This is a genomic window from Pseudomonas sp. Q2-TVG4-2 (assembly GCF_013620795.1).
GTDB lineage: Bacteria > Pseudomonadota > Gammaproteobacteria > Pseudomonadales > Pseudomonadaceae > Stutzerimonas.
Genome location: NZ_LGLW01000002.1, coordinates 191,270 through 206,553, shown reverse-complemented (window position 1 = coordinate 206,553; position 15,284 = coordinate 191,270). Strand labels below are relative to the sequence as shown.

The 15,284-nt window shown below is 63.6% G+C and carries 20 protein-coding genes; 9 read left to right on the top strand and 11 right to left on the bottom strand.

What is annotated here, in order from left to right; genetic code table 11:
* Positions 1 to 68: 68 nt before the first annotated feature.
* Positions 69 to 1,472 (top strand): aminoacyl-tRNA deacylase and HDOD domain-containing protein, encoded by a 1,404-nt coding sequence (locus H3028_RS06015; protein WP_181296149.1) that lies wholly within the window; start codon positions 69 to 71, stop codon positions 1,470 to 1,472.
* A gap of 58 nt (positions 1,473 to 1,530) precedes the next feature.
* Here the strand turns inward: H3028_RS06015 and H3028_RS06010 are convergent, their stop codons facing one another.
* Genes H3028_RS06010 through gspE form a run of 10 tightly spaced genes read right to left on the bottom strand, consistent with a single transcriptional unit; the run spans position 1,531 to position 9,178 of the window.
* Entirely contained in the window at positions 1,531 to 2,043 is a 513-nt protein-coding gene (locus tag H3028_RS06010) for a type II secretion system protein M (RefSeq protein WP_181296148.1), read from the bottom strand.
* The gene (gspL, locus tag H3028_RS06005; RefSeq protein WP_181296147.1) at positions 2,040 to 3,182 is read right to left on the bottom strand and encodes a type II secretion system protein GspL; all 1,143 of its coding nucleotides are present in this window, start codon (positions 3,180 to 3,182) and stop codon (positions 2,040 to 2,042) included. The genes H3028_RS06010 and gspL overlap by 4 nt, the downstream gene beginning before the upstream one ends.
* A gap of 3 nt (positions 3,183 to 3,185) precedes the next feature.
* A complete protein-coding gene (gspK, locus tag H3028_RS06000; protein WP_181296146.1) occupies positions 3,186 to 4,169 on the bottom strand; it encodes a type II secretion system minor pseudopilin GspK in 984 nt (327 codons plus the stop codon).
* Complete coding sequence (gene gspJ, locus H3028_RS05995) at positions 4,166 to 4,870, bottom strand: type II secretion system minor pseudopilin GspJ (protein WP_181296210.1); 705 nt, start codon at positions 4,868 to 4,870, stop codon at positions 4,166 to 4,168. The genes gspK and gspJ overlap by 4 nt, the downstream gene beginning before the upstream one ends.
* The gene (gene gspI / locus H3028_RS05990; protein WP_181296145.1) at positions 4,870 to 5,274 is read right to left on the bottom strand and encodes a type II secretion system minor pseudopilin GspI; all 405 of its coding nucleotides are present in this window, start codon (positions 5,272 to 5,274) and stop codon (positions 4,870 to 4,872) included. Before gspI ends, gspJ begins: the two co-directional genes overlap by 1 nt.
* Positions 5,271 to 5,846, bottom strand: coding sequence for a type II secretion system minor pseudopilin GspH (gspH, locus tag H3028_RS05985; protein WP_181296144.1), 576 nt, complete (start codon positions 5,844 to 5,846; stop codon positions 5,271 to 5,273). The genes gspI and gspH overlap by 4 nt, the downstream gene beginning before the upstream one ends.
* Positions 5,847 to 5,849: 3 nt before the next feature.
* Positions 5,850 to 6,284 (bottom strand): type II secretion system major pseudopilin GspG, encoded by a 435-nt coding sequence (gene gspG / locus H3028_RS05980; RefSeq protein WP_019341373.1) that lies wholly within the window; start codon positions 6,282 to 6,284, stop codon positions 5,850 to 5,852.
* Between the two features lie 5 nt (positions 6,285 to 6,289).
* Positions 6,290 to 7,504, bottom strand: coding sequence for a GspF family T2SS innner membrane protein variant XcpS (gene xcpS / locus H3028_RS05975; RefSeq protein ID WP_181296143.1), 1,215 nt, complete (start codon positions 7,502 to 7,504; stop codon positions 6,290 to 6,292).
* On the bottom strand, positions 7,504 to 7,659 hold the full coding sequence (locus H3028_RS05970; RefSeq protein ID WP_181296142.1) for a hypothetical protein: 156 nt from the start codon (positions 7,657 to 7,659) through the stop codon (positions 7,504 to 7,506). Before H3028_RS05970 ends, xcpS begins: the two co-directional genes overlap by 1 nt.
* Before the next feature lie 4 nt (positions 7,660 to 7,663).
* Positions 7,664 to 9,178 (bottom strand): type II secretion system ATPase GspE, encoded by a 1,515-nt coding sequence (gene gspE / locus H3028_RS05965; RefSeq protein WP_181296141.1) that lies wholly within the window; start codon positions 9,176 to 9,178, stop codon positions 7,664 to 7,666.
* 524 nt (positions 9,179 to 9,702) lie between these two features.
* Between gspE and H3028_RS05960 the strand changes: the two genes are divergently transcribed.
* The 3 genes from H3028_RS05960 to H3028_RS05950 are packed head-to-tail and all read left to right on the top strand — an operon-like array spanning position 9,703 to position 12,605.
* Positions 9,703 to 10,824 carry a Re/Si-specific NAD(P)(+) transhydrogenase subunit alpha gene (locus H3028_RS05960; RefSeq protein WP_181296140.1) on the top strand — a complete coding sequence of 374 codons (1,122 nt, stop codon included), beginning with the start codon at positions 9,703 to 9,705 and terminating at the stop codon, positions 10,822 to 10,824.
* Between the two features lie 12 nt (positions 10,825 to 10,836).
* A complete protein-coding gene (locus tag H3028_RS05955) occupies positions 10,837 to 11,157 on the top strand; it encodes an NAD(P) transhydrogenase subunit alpha (protein WP_021209089.1) in 321 nt (106 codons plus the stop codon).
* Positions 11,154 to 12,605, top strand: a complete 1,452-nt coding sequence (locus H3028_RS05950) for an NAD(P)(+) transhydrogenase (Re/Si-specific) subunit beta (protein ID WP_181296139.1) — start codon at positions 11,154 to 11,156, stop codon at positions 12,603 to 12,605. The genes H3028_RS05955 and H3028_RS05950 overlap by 4 nt, the downstream gene beginning before the upstream one ends.
* A 62-nt stretch (positions 12,606 to 12,667) precedes the next feature.
* Here H3028_RS05950 and H3028_RS05945 read toward each other — a convergent pair whose 3' ends face one another.
* The gene (locus H3028_RS05945) at positions 12,668 to 13,252 is read right to left on the bottom strand and encodes an NAD(P)H-dependent oxidoreductase (protein ID WP_181296138.1); all 585 of its coding nucleotides are present in this window, start codon (positions 13,250 to 13,252) and stop codon (positions 12,668 to 12,670) included.
* A 157-nt stretch (positions 13,253 to 13,409) separates the two neighbouring features.
* On the opposite strand from H3028_RS05945, the gene H3028_RS05940 reads away from it, so the two are divergent.
* The 5 genes from H3028_RS05940 (at position 13,410) to H3028_RS05920 (ending at position 15,246) form a co-directional block, all read left to right on the top strand.
* The gene (locus H3028_RS05940) at positions 13,410 to 13,724 is read left to right on the top strand and encodes a putative quinol monooxygenase (protein ID WP_181296137.1); all 315 of its coding nucleotides are present in this window, start codon (positions 13,410 to 13,412) and stop codon (positions 13,722 to 13,724) included.
* Between the two features lie 169 nt (positions 13,725 to 13,893).
* A complete protein-coding gene (locus H3028_RS05935; RefSeq protein WP_181296136.1) occupies positions 13,894 to 14,094 on the top strand; it encodes a DUF1127 domain-containing protein in 201 nt (66 codons plus the stop codon).
* Between the two features lie 108 nt (positions 14,095 to 14,202).
* Positions 14,203 to 14,520: a DUF2388 domain-containing protein gene (locus H3028_RS05930; protein WP_181296135.1), complete on the top strand. Its 318-nt coding sequence runs from the start codon at positions 14,203 to 14,205 to the stop codon at positions 14,518 to 14,520.
* Between the two features lie 86 nt (positions 14,521 to 14,606).
* Positions 14,607 to 14,900: a DUF2388 domain-containing protein gene (locus H3028_RS05925; RefSeq protein ID WP_181296134.1), complete on the top strand. Its 294-nt coding sequence runs from the start codon at positions 14,607 to 14,609 to the stop codon at positions 14,898 to 14,900.
* A gap of 25 nt (positions 14,901 to 14,925) precedes the next feature.
* Positions 14,926 to 15,246 carry a DUF2388 domain-containing protein gene (locus H3028_RS05920; protein ID WP_181296133.1) on the top strand — a complete coding sequence of 107 codons (321 nt, stop codon included), beginning with the start codon at positions 14,926 to 14,928 and terminating at the stop codon, positions 15,244 to 15,246.
* Positions 15,247 to 15,284 lie beyond the last annotated feature (38 nt).

The window sequence follows — 15,284 nt, the reverse complement described above, 5'->3', positions numbered from 1 at the left end:
TCGGTAAACTCAAACCGCACTAAACCTAAGGCTATACTGCGCCAATCGGGAATAAACACGGACCTGTTATGAACACGGCTGCCGCAAGCGACAATGACATCTCGCTACCGCCAATGATTGTCCAATTGCTGGATAAACTGGCGTTGCCCTACCGCATCTGCGAGGACCGCTCGGATCTGGAACCGGCCCAACGCGTGCAGGCCGTACTGGTTGACGATGCCATCGGTGCGCTGCTGGTGCTCCATCCCCGCGACCATCTGCTCGACCTGCCGCGCCTGGTCGAATTGACCGGGCGCCAGCTGGTAGCCGTCAAGCCCGAACGGCTGATGCGCATGCTGACCAAGCACGATCTCAAGGTGCTGCCCGGCTTACCTCCGCTGACCAGTTCGCCGTGTCTTTATGAGGAGCGTCTGCTGCAGCAACCGGAACTGCTGGTCGAATCCGGTCAGCCCGGCATGCTCCTGGCGATGGCGAGCAATGACTTCAAGACGCTGCTCAGCAAGGCCAGCGCCGGCCAATTCGCCGTGCCCCTGAGTGCCATCCAGCCCAACCTCGACCGCCCCGAACAAGACAGCGCCGAAATCACCCAGGCGGTGCAAAGTTTTACCGCACGACGCATCCAGAAGCGCCTGGAAGAAACCATCGAGATTCCGCCGCTGGCGCAGACGGCGCAGAAGATCATTAAGTTGCGCGTCAACCCGGACGCCACGGTGGACGACATTACCGGCGTCGTCGAAACCGACCCGGCGCTGGCCGCCCAAGTAGTCAGCTGGGCCGCCTCGCCGTACTACGCCGCACCAGGCAAGATCCGCTCGGTGGAAGATGCCATCGTGCGGGTGCTCGGTTTCGATCTGGTGATCAATCTGGCGCTGGGCCTGGCGCTGGGCAAAACGCTGAGCCTGCCCAAGGACCAGCCGCAGCAGGCGACGCCGTACTGGCAGCAATCAATCTACACCGCGGCGGTGATCGAGGGCCTGAACCGCGCTATTCCCCGTGCTCAACGCCCCGAGGCCGGGCTCAGCTATCTGGCGGGCCTGCTGCACAACTTCGGCTATCTGGTGTTGGCGCACGTGTTCCCACCGCATTTTTCGCTGATCTGCCGGCACCTTGAGGTCAACCCACACCTGAACCACAGCATCATCGAACAGCATCTGCTCGGTATTACCCGCGAGCAGATCGGCGCTTGGCTGATGCGCTATTGGGGCATGCCGGACGAGCTGTCGACAGCGCTGCGCTTCCAGCATGACCCACGCTACCAGGGCGAGCATGCCGCCCATGCCAATCTGGTCTGCCTGGCGGTACGCCTGCTGCGCAACCGCGGCATCGGCTCCGGCCCCTACAGTGAGATTCCTCAGGACCTGTTCGATCGCCTCGGGCTGAGCCGCGAGAAAGCCAACGACGTGGTCAACAAGGTGCTCGATGCCGAAGCGGCGCTACGCGCTTTGGCGATGCAGATTCAGCCGCCGCAATGATCCGAACGCAGCGTCGGGCACGGCGTTGCTTCACGGAACCCACCGACCTCCGCGTGAGCTACGCGCCCGCGCGGAAGCTCACCCGAGCATCCACCAGCCCCTCCCCGACCTGGCTGATGCTGACCTCGGCGAGGCTAGCGCCTGCCGCCTGCAGCTCATCGAACCAGCGCAACAGCGTGGCGTAGGACGCGCCGGGCAAGCTCACCTGCACGCTGCCGTCATTGCCGATGTCGAAGCTTTCGATGGTCAGACCGCTCTGCTGTGCACTCTGCGTCACCAGCCCCTGCAACTGCTCGGGTGCCAGCGATACCGGGTTGTTACGGGACATCTGCCGGGCCAGTTCGGTGTTCTGCTCCAGATAGGCATGCAGCTCGCGCTCCTGCTGAAAATAGGCCTGTGCATCACGCACGCGCTGCTGGGCCGGTTGCCAGAGCAGTACATAGAAAAGCACCACCAGCAGGAAGGCCCCGAGCAGGCTCAGTGACAGCCGCTCGCGCGGCTGCAGGCGCTGCCAGCGCACCCACAACGGGGATTCCGCCAGGCGTACGCGCATCTGTTGTCTCAGATTCATCCTTGACCTCCTATCACTACGCGCGCGCTGACTGCATCGCCGTCCCGACTGGCGGAGCCCAGCTGAACACTTTCACCGGTCTCGCCCAGACGCTGACGCAGTTGTTCCAACGCTGCGAAATCGCTAGCGCGCACCTGCAGGGCCAGGTCGCCACGGGCCTGGTTGTAGTCCAGCTGACTGATCGACACGGGAAGCCCTTCGGCCATCGCCAGGGCCACCTCGTCCAGCAGCCGCATGAACCCGGCCGAGCCTCCTGCGCGCTGGCCAATGTGCTCGTCGAACTGTGCACGCAGGTTGACAATGCGCCGATCCTCGGGAAACAGCTCGCTGTAGAGGGCGCGGCTGGCGTCGGCATAACGTTCGGCCTGACGCTCTAGAGACCACGCCTGGACCAGATTGAAGATCAACTGCACCGCCAGCACCAACACGAGCACCGCCAACGCCGGCTTCCACGGGCCTAGTCCGCTGCCGGCGGCCCGTACGGCGAAGTCGCCCTGGGCCAGATTCAGCGCAGCGGCACGCCCCGACGCGAGGAAGCGGTATGGATCGTCCAGTCGCTGGTAGTCATCCAGCGGCTCAGGTGCTTCTTCCAGAGTGCCACGGCCATGGCGAGGCGCGGTGCACTGCGCGGCCAGGTGCGGCCACTGACTGCTGTCGAAGGCGAGCCGGGCTTCCGGGGCGCCGCCGAGCAACGCGCGCCCATCGATGAACAGCAGCTGGGTACCGTCACGCGGCAGCAGATCGGCATCGACATGGATGGCAACGATGGTCAGCCCCAGCGCATGCAGATCCTCCAACCAGTCCGCCAGCAGCTGCCGGCGAATGGCGATGACCCGGCGACGCCCGTCTTCCAGCGCATCGCCATGGGTTAGATGCAGATCATCGACGTTTTCGGCCAGCAGCTCTTCCACCGCGTAAGCCATCGCCTGGTTGACCCAGCGCGCCTTGCGCGTCGGCAGGTTGACCGCGACTGAGCTGCAGACCTCGGCCGGCAGCACCAGGGTCACCGCCGCCGGGGCCCGCTCGGCGCACCTCGCCAGGGGCATCCAGCCACCTTTGCCCTCGCCCGGCAACCAGTAGACCTGGGTGTCGGCGCCGAGCCGGGTGCCGCAATCGGCAGGCAGAAACAGACAGTCCATCAGCTATCGCTCTCCATCGGTGGTTTGGCGAGGCAGCCGTGGCGGTTGCCCCAGGTTTCGCTGAAGGACACGGACCTCGCCGTCTTCCTCACGTCGCAGCTGGCTTACCAGAGCCAGTCGGCGATCAGCCAGACGCACCTCGCTGATGGCCTGGAAGAACTGACTCGTCACCGCCACGCTGGTGCCCTGCAATTGGACACCGCCAAGCGCGGGTTGCGCCATGAAAGTCGCGACATCGCGAAACCCGCCTGCCGGTCGCGCCTGCACCAGCGCTTGGGCGGCACTCAGGCTGAGGCTATCGGCGAGACTCGACAGCACCATGGCACTGGCCGTATTGACGTTCAACGGGGTGTCCGCCGGCAGCGCGGCGACAAAGGGCGCCAGGCGCTGGAAATCCTCGTCGCGCATGTCGAGCAACAAGCGCAGCTCCGACAAGTCCTCAAGGCGCCGCCCCCCGGTGCGATAGGGCGGATCGAGCAGCAGATAGGCATTGTCTTCGGCGCCCTGTTCGCCACTGGGCTGCTGGTCGCTGTCCAGCCAATCGAGCAGGCGCTCGGCATAAGGTTCGCTGATCTGCAGACGCAACAGCAGCCGCCGAAACTGCGCCAGCGCCGCCGCATTTGGCTGCTGCTGTTGCACCAGACTGTTGAGGTTGAAGCGCCCGGCCAGGTCCTCGATACGGATCTGCACCTGGCCCTGCCCCTCGTCGAGGTCATAGGCCGGCTGCGGCAGTGCCCAAGGTTCGAGCAGATGATCGACGGCGGGTTGGCCGGTGCCGTTGCCTGATGTCTGCAGATCGCGGCGCAGTATCGACTGCGCCAGGGCTTCTCCACCCAGGGCGTAGTGCCAGGCCTGGCGTGCCTGCGCCTGGTTGGCGGTACCGCGGATCGACAGCTGCTGACGGGCAATCATGCCGGCACTGACGACCGTGACGATGGCCACCACCAGCAGCACGGTAATCAGCGCGACGCCGCGCTGGGCCCTCATTGCAGCTCATCCTCGGTCACCGGCTCAGGCACGCCCTGGGAATCCGGTTGGATGAACTGCGGCGCCGGTGTCGGGCCATCCGGCAGACGCAGCAGCCGGGTGATGGTGCCGTAACGCTGATGATCGAACGACACCTCGACGGCTACCGGCAACCGGCGCGCCTGCTCTTCCGGATCGCCCCGGCCGAATACGAACGGCGGCCACTCTTCGTGCCAGCTGTTTTCCGCATCGAGATAACGCAGGCGCAGCTCGATAACGTCATCGAGTACCTGCTGCACCCGTGGTTCGCTGTCCAAATCCCGGTCCAGCACGATCCAGTAAAGCCGCTCCAGCGTGTCTCCGGCGAGTCGCCAGCGCACCCGCTGCAGGTTGGCCCGGCGCATCCCTGTGGGGTTGCGCCAGCCGCTGCGGGTCAGCTCCAACGCCGCACCGCCCTCGAAGCCGGCGAGCTGACCGACGAAGGCGTTCTGCTCATCACCGTAACCATCTCGCACCGGTCGCGGCACCGCTTGCATCAGGTCCCGTTCCAAGCGCCACACGGCGCGGCCGAGTTGACGCAGCTGGGTTTCCTGGGCCCGCACCACTTCGTCGCTGCGCAGTACGGCCTCGAGCATGCGGTAGGTCGCCAGTCCCAGCAGCGCGAACAGGGCGATGGCGATCAGCAGCTCCAGCAAGGTAAAGCCGGCCACGGCACGACGCATCACGGGTCAACCCCGACGAAGCCGGTGAGGCTGGTCACGGCGCGCTTTTCGATGGAGCCACCATTGTCTCGGCGCGAATCGGCCGCTGCTACCCAGACCTGAATGCGTAACAGCCCGGGTGTTCCACTGGTTTCCACTTCGCTGAGCGTCTGCCACTGGCGGCCACCGAAATCCAGTTTCAGGTCCTCGCGGCCAATGCTCGGTGCCGGCTGCTGCAATTGCAGTTCGGTGAGGCGGTTGTCGGCGATCCAACCGGCCAGCGTCAATGCCTCCAATCGCCCGGCGTTGTTCACGCTGCGCCCGGCCGCAGTCAGCACCACCGCCGCGACGATGGCGAAGATCGCCAATGCCACCAGTACTTCGAGCAAGGTGAATCCGTGTGAACGGGGCCGGTCGCGACTCATCGGCGCGCTTCCTGCGGCTCTGCGCGGGGCATGCTGAAGCCATCGCTGGAGACCACCCAGCCGGTGCCGCCCGGTCGTTCGTCGGAGAAGGTCAGGGTAAAGGGCGAAAGCTCACCGCTCGACAGGATCAACAGCTGTGGTTGAACGCGGGGCGCACGGCGGCGCTCGCGGTCATCATCATCGGAAAGGCCGATCGGGTCGTCCTCGCGCTTGACCGGCGCCACCAGCTTCAGTGGCGAGCCATCGAGCTCCAGTTCCAGCCGCATCCATTCCGGCGCCTGGTGCGCCTTCCCGTCTCCGGCATCGCGCCAGCGCGCATCGGCCTCGTCGTAGTGCATTACCCGGTAGCCGTCGCGGCTGACCAGCAGGCCGTATTCACGGCTGTCGAGTACGGCTTCATCGGCCATCAGGCTGATCAGTGTCGCCAGTCGCTGCGCTTCGTCACGCACCTCACGAGACGAACTCGAGCTGCCCATCGAGAGCACCGCCAAGCCCACCAGACTGCCGAGGATGACGATCACTACCAGCAGTTCGATCAGCGTGAAGCCGCCCTCCCGGCGCGCCCGAGGCATCGATCAGAGGTCCCAGTTACCGATATCCGCGTTCAGGTCGGACCCGCCCTGCTTGCCATCGGCGCCATAGGAATACAGATCGAACTGGCCCTGGGTGCCCGGCGACAGATACTGATACTCGTTGCCCCAAGGGTCCTTCGGCACGCGCTTGAGATAGCCGTCGCGGTTCCAATTCTTCGGCTGCGGATTGCCACCAGGCTTTTCCACCAGCGCATCCAGGCCCTGCTGGGTGCTGGGGTAGGCGTAGTTGTCCAGCTTGTACATGTCGAGGGCGGCGCTGATCGCCTTGATGTCGCCCTTGGCCACGGTCACCTTGGCCTGGTCCGGGCGGTTCATCACTTGCGGCACCACGAGCGCGGCGAGGATCCCGAGGATCACCACCACCACCATGATTTCGATGAGGGTAAAGCCCCTCTGCTTGCGTTCGTTCAAGGTCATGCTTACTAGCCCACCAGTTGATTGAGAGAAAGAATCGGCAGCAGGATCGCCAGGACGATTACCAATACCACAGCGCCCATGAACACCAGCATGAAGGGCTCGAAAAGCCCCACCAGCAGCGAGATCTGCGCAGCCAGGTCATTTTCCTGATTGCGCGCGGTGCGGGCGAGCATCTGGTCGAGCTCGCCGGATTTCTCGCCGCTGGCGATCATGTGCAGCATCATCGGCGGGAACTCACCGGTGGCGTCCAATGCGCGGGTCAAGCTGCCGCCTTCGCGCACCCGCTGCGCCGCCTCGATGACCTTGTCGCGAATGCGCAGGTTGGCGATCACCGCCGCGGCAATCCCCAGCGCATCCACCAATGGCACACCACTGCGGGTAAGGATCGCCAGCGTCGAGGCGAAACGCGCGGTGTTGGTCGCCCGCGCCAGCCGCCCTACCAGCGGAATACGCAGGATCAACGCATGCCAGCGACGCTTGATTTTGTCGTCACGCAGCGCCTGGCGCATGGCCAATGCAGCGGCGACGATGCCCACGAACATCAACCAGCCCCAGCGCTGTACCGCCTCGCTCACGGCAATGAGCCCGGTGGTCAGCGTTGGCAGCTGCTGGCCCGTGTTGACGAACACCTTGACCACGTCCGGCACCACGTAACCCAGCAGCAGCACCACGATGGCCAGCGACGCCACCAGCAGGATCACCGGATACAGCAGCGCCAGCTGAATCTTCTGCCGCGACTGCTGGCGCTGATCGGTGTAGTCGGCCAGCTGATCGAGCACCAACCCGAGGTGGCCAGCATGCTCCCCAGCGGCGACGGTCGCGCGATACAACTCGGGAAAGGCGGACGGATATTCGCGCAACGAGCCAGCCAGACTGTGGCCTTCCATCACGCGCGCCCGCACGGCCAGCAGCATCGATTTGATCTTCTGCGACGTCGATTGCGCCGCGGCGGCGCGCAGGGCTTCCTCGATGGGCAACGCGGCCTGCACCAACGTGGCGAGCTGGCGGGTCACCAATGCCAGATCCCGCGCCGACAGTCCACGCCCGAAGGCGAAGCCGCCGCCACCGCTGTCTTCCTTGGCCTTGGCCTGCTTGACTTCCAGCGGCGACCACTGCTTCTCGCGCAGCAGCTGACGCGCCTGCCGCGGGCTGTCAGCCTCGATCAAGCCCTTCTGCTCACGACCACGAGGATCGAGGGCGATGTATTCGAACGCCGCCATCAGCCTTCTGCCATTCGCGTCGGCCGCCACAGCGCGGCGCCAACCTGGAAAGACCAGGTCATGGAGACGGCCGGATTGCCGTGGTCAGCAACAACGAAGCGGTATTCAAAGGCGGTCATGGCCAGGGTAGCGATCCTTCTGCCGGTACAACTCATGCGCTTATTCCTCGCGGGTCACGCGCAACACTTCTTCGATGGTGGTCACGCCTTCACGTACCTTGCGCAAGCCGTCCTCACGGATACTCGGGCCCAGCCGGCGAGCATGGCGGACCATATCCTGTTCGGCTGCGCGGGTATGGGTCATGCTGCGCAGGGTGTCATCGAATATCACCAGCTCGTAGATGCCGGTCCGCCCGCGATAACCCAGCTGGCGGCAGACATCGCAACCCTCCGCGTGGTACAGCGTCGGCGCCTCGCTCGGATCGAGGCCGAACAGCGCGCATTCGGCTTCATCGGCGACATAGGCGCGCTTGCAGTCATTACACAACACGCGGACGAGGCGTTGGGCCAGCACGCCGAGCAGCGACGATGAAATCAGGAATGGCTCGACGCCCATGTCTACCAGGCGTGTTACCGCACCGATGGCGCTATTGGTGTGCAGCGTCGATAGCACCAGGTGGCCTGTCAACGAGGCCTGCACGGCCATGTCGGCGGTTTCCTGGTCGCGGATTTCGCCGACCATCACCACATCTGGATCCTGACGCAGGATGGCGCGAAGGCCACGGGCGAACGTCATATCGACCTTGGTGTTGACCTGGGTCTGACCGATGCCCTCGAGGTTGTATTCGATCGGGTCTTCGACGGTGAGGATATTGCGCGTGCGGTCGTTGAGCGTGACCAAACTGGCATACAGCGTGGTGGTCTTACCAGACCCGGTCGGGCCGGTGACCAGAATGATCCCGTGAGGCTTCTGCACCGCATGTTCCATCACCTTGCGATCACGGTCACTCATGCCGAGGTGGCGAAGGGTGAGGCGACCGGCCTGCTTGTCGAGCAGCCGCAAGACCACGCGTTCACCATTGGCGGACGGCAGCGTCGAGACGCGGATGTCGACCTCACGACCACCGACCCGCAGTGAAATCCGGCCGTCCTGGGGGACGCGCTTCTCGGCGATGTCCAGCCGCGCCATGACCTTGATTCGCGACACCAGCAACGCCGCCAGCTCGCGCTTGGGTTGCACGACTTCGCGCAGGATGCCGTCAATGCGGAAGCGAATCACCAGGCGTTTCTCGAAGGTTTCGACGTGGATATCGGAGGCGTTTTCCTTGATTGCCTCACCGAGGATGGCATTGATCAGGCGAATGATCGGCGCGTCATCCTCCTGCTCCAGCAGATCCTCGGTTTCCTGGATCTGGTCGGCCAGGCTGTGCAGATCCATCTCATCGCCCAGGCCTTCAACCATCAGCATCGCCGCCGAAGAATCGTGCTGGTACGCCGCACTGAGCGCCTGTTCGAACTCGTCCTGAGCCAGCCACTGCATCGCCAGCGGGCCGCCAGCGAAACGCTGCGCCTCTTGTAGCGCGGTCAATGGCGCGCCCTCGCGCGCGCACAAGCGCAGCCCGTCCGGGCGCTCCAGCAGTATCACTCCATGGCGCCGGGCAAAGGCGAAAGGCAACCGCCGCTGCGCCGGCTCGTCCAGCAGAGTGGTTATCTCGTTCACGTCCAGTTCGGCCATGCTGAATTTTCCTGCGGACATTCAATCGAAGGAGGTCGCTCTGAAGCCAGCGCGACCAACCGCTTTGGACTACAAGGAATGCATGACATTGCAAACCTCTGGCAGTTTTTTCCGTATCGCTACGGGCCGTCGACAAACCGGCACCAAGGTCGAATATAGCCAAGGCTGCAGAGGAATACCGCGTCTATGGCCGGTCATTCATGATTGCGCCTCGCATAATCCGGCACGGAACCTTAGACGAAGGTCGAACCCAATACTGACGCAGCCTACAACGATACAAATCAACCTAACGGTCACGTCGCGAACGAAGCGGCAGCTTCGCGTTCTGATTAAAACAGTTGTTTGATTTTTTCAGCCCTTGCAGAATGCCGCGCCGCACCAGGCTTCAAGCCGCGGTGCAAGGGCCTTAGCCGATCCACGCTCGACCGCCGTTACAGTGGTCGGGCGAAAAGTAACGCCAGTGGTGCGTTTGCCCGGGTGGCCGGGCAGCCCGCTGGTTACGATCAAGCAGGAGAATAAGAACAATGCACATTGGTGTTCCTCTCGAAACCAGGCCCGGTGAAACGCGCGTCGCCGCGACACCGGAAACCATCAAGAAGCTGATCGGGCAAGGGCATCGGGTGACGGTGCAGAGCGGGGCTGGCGTACAGGCCAGTATCCCGGACAGTGCCTTCGAGGCGGCAGGCGCAACCATCGCCGATGCCGCTGCGGCGTTCGCAGCAGAGATCCTGCTGAAGGTGAACGCACCGAGCGAAACCGAGCTGGCGCAGATGCAGCCAGGCACGGTATTGGTCGGCATGCTCAACCCTTTTGACAACGACAACATCGCCCGCATGGCCGAACGCGGCATCACCGCCTTCGCGCTAGAGGCAGCGCCGCGCACTTCGCGCGCGCAGAGCCTCGACGTGCTGTCATCCCAAGCCAATATCGCCGGCTACAAGGCGGTGATGGTTGCCGCCAACCAGTACCCGCGCTTCATGCCGATGCTGATGACCGCCGCCGGTACGGTCAAAGCCGCTCGCGTGCTGATCCTCGGTGCAGGCGTCGCCGGTCTGCAGGCCATCGCCACGGCCAAGCGTCTGGGCGCGGTGATCGAAGCCTCGGACGTACGCCCGGCGGTAAAAGAACAGATCGAGTCCCTTGGCGCCAAGTTCGTCGACGTGCCGTGCGAGACCGACGAGGAGCGCGAATGCGCCGAAGGCGTCGGTGGCTATGCCCGTCCCATGCCCGCGAGTTGGATGGCGCGCCAGGCCCAAGCCGTGCACGAACGTGCCAAGCAGGCCGATATCATCATCACCACCGCGCTGATTCCGGGCCGCAAGGCGCCGACGCTGCTGCAGGAAGAAACCGTGCAGCAGATGAAGCCCGGCTCGGTGGTGATCGACCTCGCCGCCTCCCAGGGCGGCAACTGTCCATTGACCGAAGCCGACCAGGTGGTGGTCAAGCATGGCGTGACCCTGGTTGGCTACACCAACCTGGCGACCCTCGTGCCGGCGGATGCTTCGGCGCTATACGCCCGCAACCTGCTGGACTTCCTCAAGCTGGTGATCGATGGCGAAGCCAGGTTTCAGCTCAATCTCGAAGACGACATCGTCGCCGCGTGCCTGATGTGCCGCGACGGTCAGGTCGTGCGCACCAACGATTAAGGGAGCCCGAACATGGACATGATTTCTGATGGCATCTACAACCTGATCATCTTTGTGCTGGCGATCTACGTCGGCTACCACGTGGTCTGGAATGTCACCCCCGCGCTGCACACCCCGCTGATGGCGGTGACCAACGCCATCTCGGCGATCGTCATCGTCGGCGCCATGCTGGCCGCCGCCCTGACCGTCACCCCGATGGGCAAGTTGATGGGCACCCTGGCGGTGACCCTGGCCGCCGTGAACGTCTTCGGTGGCTTCCTGGTTACCCGGCGCATGCTGGAAATGTTCAAGAAGAAGGAGCGCGCAGGCGCTAAGGCGGAGTCCAAGCCATGAGCATGAACCTGATCACCCTGCTCTACCTCATCGCTTCGGTGAGTTTTATCCAGGCTTTGAAAGGCCTGTCGCACCCTACCACCTCACGCCGCGGCAACCTGTTCGGCATGATCGGCATGGGCATCGCTGTGGTCACCACGGTGTTCCTGGTGTTCAAGCTCGGCGAGCAGCTGGCTGAGAGCGCCAGTGCCTGGAGCGGCCTCGGCTTCATCGTCCTCGGCCTGCTGATTGGCGGCACCATCGGCACGCTGATGGCCAAGCGCGTCGAAATGACCAAGATGCCCGAGCTGGTCGCCTTCATGCACAGCATGATCGGCCTGGCGGCAGTGTTCATCGCTATCGCCGCAGTGCTCGAGCCGCAGTCGCTGGGCATCGTCCAGGCCATCGGTTACCCGATCCCGGCCGGTAACCGCCTGGAGCTGTTCCTTGGTGCAGCCATCGGCGCCATCACCTTCTCCGGTTCGGTGATCGCCTTCGGCAAGCTGTCGGGCAAGTACAAGTTCCGCCTGTTCCAGGGCGCGCCTGTGTCGTTTCCTAACCAGCACAAAATCAACCTCGCCGTTGGCGTGGCGATTCTGGTACTGGGCCTGATCTATACCTTCAGCGGCAACTTCACTGCGTTCATGATTCTGGTGGCGCTGGCCTTCGTCATCGGCGTGCTGATCATCATCCCCATCGGCGGCGCCGACATGCCGGTGGTGGTCTCGATGCTCAACAGCTATTCGGGCTGGGCGGCGGCCGGGATCGGCTTCTCGCTGAACAACTCGATGCTGATCATCGCCGGCTCGCTGGTGGGCTCGAGCGGCGCGATCCTTTCCTACATCATGTGCAAGGCGATGAACCGCTCGTTCTTCAACGTCATCCTCGGCGGCTTTGGTGGCGACGCCGATGCTGGCCCGGCGACGGGCAGCAAGGAACAGCGCCCGGTCAAATCCGGCTCCAGCGATGACGCCGCCTTCCTGCTGTCGAACGCCGACACCGTGATCATCGTCCCCGGCTACGGCCTGGCGGTGGCTCGCGCGCAGCATGCGCTGATGGAGCTGGCCGAGAAGCTGACCCACATGGGCGTGACCGTGAAGTACGCGATCCACCCGGTTGCCGGCCGCATGCCCGGGCACATGAACGTGCTGCTGGCCGAGGCCGAGGTGCCGTACGAGATGGTCTTCGAGATGGACGACATCAACTCCGAGTTCGGCCAGGCCGACGTGGTGCTGGTGCTCGGCGCCAATGACGTGGTCAACCCGGCGGCGAAGAACGATCCCAAGTCGCCCATCGCCGGCATGCCGATTCTCGAGGCATACAAGGCCAAGACGGTCATCGTCAACAAGCGCTCCATGGCCAGCGGCTATGCCGGCCTGGACAACGAGCTGTTCTACATGGACAAGACCATGATGGTCTTCGGTGATGCCAAGAAGGTCGTCGAGGACATGGTCAAAGCTGTGGAATAACCGCACCCGGCGCCACCAGAACCCCTCCGGCATCGCCGCGAGGGGTTTTGTTTTTCTAGACGCTAGAAACCGAAGACCTGCGCTAGATGCGCTTCGTAGCGCTGGATATCGGCCTCGATCGAAGGCCGCTTCATCACGTCGACGCAGAGAAAGGTCGGCAGGCCGCTCATGCCGAGGAACTCGTTAGCCTTGTGAAAAGGGAAATACACCGCATCGACGCCCTTGCCTTCGAAGAAATCGGTCGGGTCGTCGAAAGCCTGCTGCGGTGCATTCCAGGTCGCCGAGATCATGTACTGCTTGCCCTGCAACAAACCGCCGCTGCCGTACTTCTGCGACGCATCGGAGCGCGTGCGACCGTCGTTGGCGTAGAGACTGCCATGCCCTTCGGTGAACACCTCGTCGAGGTACTTCTTCACGGTCCAGGGGGCGCCCATCCACCAGCCGGGCATCTGGTAGATGATCACGTCGGCCCAGAGAAACTTGGCGACTTCCTCGGCCAGGTCGTAGCCAGCATCGATCTGGGTTTGCTTGACATCGAACTCGGCGCGGTCGAGGAAGCTCAGTGCGGCCTCGTGCAAGGTGGTGTTGTAGCGCCCATCGGAATGAGCGAACTGCTTAGCGCCGTTCAACAGCAGGACTTTTTTCATGGGGCGTCGCATCCAGCAAGTGAGAATGGCGAGCAGCCTAACGATCTTCATCGCGGCAAAACAGAGCGCCTCAGGCAAAAGCGATTTGACTTCAAGTCACGAATGCTAGGCTCGTTCATGCCTTAGGCTGCATGCATCAATCCATAGGAGGCACCTGATGAGCGAACGCTATGCCTTCCTCCTATACGCCTACACCCGGCCGGAAAAGTCCGCCGAGTTCGAAGCGCTGTTCAGCCGCTACGTCGATGCAAGCCGGGCCGAGGACGGCTGCATTGAGTACCACATGCTGCGCGACCGCGAGGACCCGACGCTGTTCATCTTCTATGAGGTCTGGCAGTCGGCCGAGCATCTGCACGTGCACAGCGCGCTGCCACACATGCAGCGCTTCCATGAACAGCGCATGGACTTCCTGACCCGCGACTTCGAGATTCGTCCGATCGAGATGCTCAGCCCTTCATTCGCCATACGCTGAAGGCCGGACAGCGCCGAACAGTTTGCCAGGCGCAACAGCGGTACAGTTTGCCATCGACCGTAACTGAACCGGCACAATCCACAGCCCCTGTGACTGTTACGCAACAGCCCGGCGCGCGACCCTATCTGCCCATAACCCATCCCCGCGAACCGGCGGGAAGGAGAGGCAGATGGAACGCGTACTGCCACGCACGCTCACGCTCGGCATCAGCCGGCTATCGCTGGGCCGATTGGTTCAAGTTGTACGACTATGGCGTCAGCGGTCTCGCACACGTCGCCAGTTGGCGACACTGGACGACCATCAGCTGTCGGACATCGGCATCAGCCGCAGCGAGCGCATGGCCGAGGTGGGCAGACCCTTCTGGCGCTGACGTTGTGCTTCCCAGCCGGGACCGTGGGGCCTAAGCTGAACGGCATAGCCTGTCCGATGGTCGAACCGGAAGTCGGCAGGTAGCCGCGTCTAGCACTGGGAGAAGTCTATGAACAAATTTCTAATGTCCGTTGCCGCGGCGGCCTGCCTGGCCGCCGGTAGCGCATCGGCCGGAAGCGTCACCGGCACCATCGACGCCATCGGCGCCTCGCTGGTCAACACCGTCGAAGGCACCTCCGACATCACCTCGAATCTGGGCGACAACAAGCTGGTACGCGCAGCACGCGACGACGCAGCCCGCTTCGTTGCGTCTGATGGCGAAGCGCGCGGTGCACAGCTGGAGGCAGCGCTTGTTTACATTCGCACTCAGGCGCCAGACCTGCACACCAGCGATCTTGAGCTGGCCAGCGCCATCCTGACGCGCTGATTTACAGGCTTCATCAAGCGCGACGCTGGCCCTGGCGCTGGCGTTTCGCTAGCCTTGGCGGCTGACTTTTCAGCTCCAGGATTTACATGCGTTCGCTTTACCTTGTACTCGCCAGCTGCTGCTTCTGCGGTAGCGCCCAGGCATTCGACACCACTGTCGCCGGCTCCGTTGCCTCCACCTATGTCGCCAGTCAGGTGACCAGCGCCCCGTTCGATAACAAGCGGATCCTCGACTCGCGCGATGACGCGGCCCGTTTCGTCGCCAGCCAAGGCAAAGTCCGTGGCGCACGGCTGGAGGCGGCCCTGCGCTGGCTGCACGAGCATCAGCCGCAACTGGCCGCAAGCGACCTGGAACTGGCCGCAGCCATCCTCGTCCAATAACCCATCCCTCTTTACGAGTTCTCACATGAAACTGAAGCTGTTTGCCGTGCCGCTCGCACTGACCCTGCTCGCCAGCGGTGCCCAGGCACAAACGCTGGTTGCCACCAGCAACATCGTGGTCAACGCGCTGGATCGCAGCATCAATTTCACGTCCGACGTCACCAGCCGCATCAGCGATATGAAGGTCGTCAGCGAAGCCCGTGACGAGGCCGCCGGCTTTGTCGCGAGCGGCGGAGCCATTCGTGGCGCACGCCTGGAAGCGGCCTTCGCCAGTCTGCGTAACGAGTTTCCAGACGTCCGCGGCGCCGGCGATCGGGTGCTGGCTGAAACCATTCTCGCCCAGTGAAATCGCCTCGCCCCTGGTGGGCAGCCGTTGCGCTCACC

Bases quoted from the DNA above. Each gene is read 5' to 3' on its own strand.
- H3028_RS06015 (WP_181296149.1), top strand. From the start codon at position 69: ATGAACACGGCTGCCGCAAGCGACAATGACATCTCGCTACCGCCAATG.
- H3028_RS06010 (WP_181296148.1), bottom strand. From the start codon at position 2,043: ATGAATCTGAGACAACAGATGCGCGTACGCCTGGCGGAATCCCCGTTG.
- gspL (WP_181296147.1), bottom strand. From the start codon at position 3,182: ATGGACTGTCTGTTTCTGCCTGCCGATTGCGGCACCCGGCTCGGCGCC.
- gspK (WP_181296146.1), bottom strand. From the start codon at position 4,169: ATGAGGGCCCAGCGCGGCGTCGCGCTGATTACCGTGCTGCTGGTGGTG.
- gspJ (WP_181296210.1), bottom strand. From the start codon at position 4,870: ATGCGTCGTGCCGTGGCCGGCTTTACCTTGCTGGAGCTGCTGATCGCC.
- gspI (WP_181296145.1), bottom strand. From the start codon at position 5,274: ATGAGTCGCGACCGGCCCCGTTCACACGGATTCACCTTGCTCGAAGTA.
- gspH (WP_181296144.1), bottom strand. From the start codon at position 5,846: ATGCCTCGGGCGCGCCGGGAGGGCGGCTTCACGCTGATCGAACTGCTG.
- gspG (WP_019341373.1), bottom strand. From the start codon at position 6,284: ATGACCTTGAACGAACGCAAGCAGAGGGGCTTTACCCTCATCGAAATC.
- xcpS (WP_181296143.1), bottom strand. From the start codon at position 7,504: ATGGCGGCGTTCGAATACATCGCCCTCGATCCTCGTGGTCGTGAGCAG.
- H3028_RS05970 (WP_181296142.1), bottom strand. From the start codon at position 7,659: ATGAGTTGTACCGGCAGAAGGATCGCTACCCTGGCCATGACCGCCTTT.
- gspE (WP_181296141.1), bottom strand. From the start codon at position 9,178: ATGGCCGAACTGGACGTGAACGAGATAACCACTCTGCTGGACGAGCCG.
- H3028_RS05960 (WP_181296140.1), top strand. From the start codon at position 9,703: ATGCACATTGGTGTTCCTCTCGAAACCAGGCCCGGTGAAACGCGCGTC.
- H3028_RS05955 (WP_021209089.1), top strand. From the start codon at position 10,837: ATGGACATGATTTCTGATGGCATCTACAACCTGATCATCTTTGTGCTG.
- H3028_RS05950 (WP_181296139.1), top strand. From the start codon at position 11,154: ATGAGCATGAACCTGATCACCCTGCTCTACCTCATCGCTTCGGTGAGT.
- H3028_RS05945 (WP_181296138.1), bottom strand. From the start codon at position 13,252: ATGAAAAAAGTCCTGCTGTTGAACGGCGCTAAGCAGTTCGCTCATTCC.
- H3028_RS05940 (WP_181296137.1), top strand. From the start codon at position 13,410: ATGAGCGAACGCTATGCCTTCCTCCTATACGCCTACACCCGGCCGGAA.
- H3028_RS05935 (WP_181296136.1), top strand. From the start codon at position 13,894: ATGGAACGCGTACTGCCACGCACGCTCACGCTCGGCATCAGCCGGCTA.
- H3028_RS05930 (WP_181296135.1), top strand. From the start codon at position 14,203: ATGAACAAATTTCTAATGTCCGTTGCCGCGGCGGCCTGCCTGGCCGCC.
- H3028_RS05925 (WP_181296134.1), top strand. From the start codon at position 14,607: ATGCGTTCGCTTTACCTTGTACTCGCCAGCTGCTGCTTCTGCGGTAGC.
- H3028_RS05920 (WP_181296133.1), top strand. From the start codon at position 14,926: ATGAAACTGAAGCTGTTTGCCGTGCCGCTCGCACTGACCCTGCTCGCC.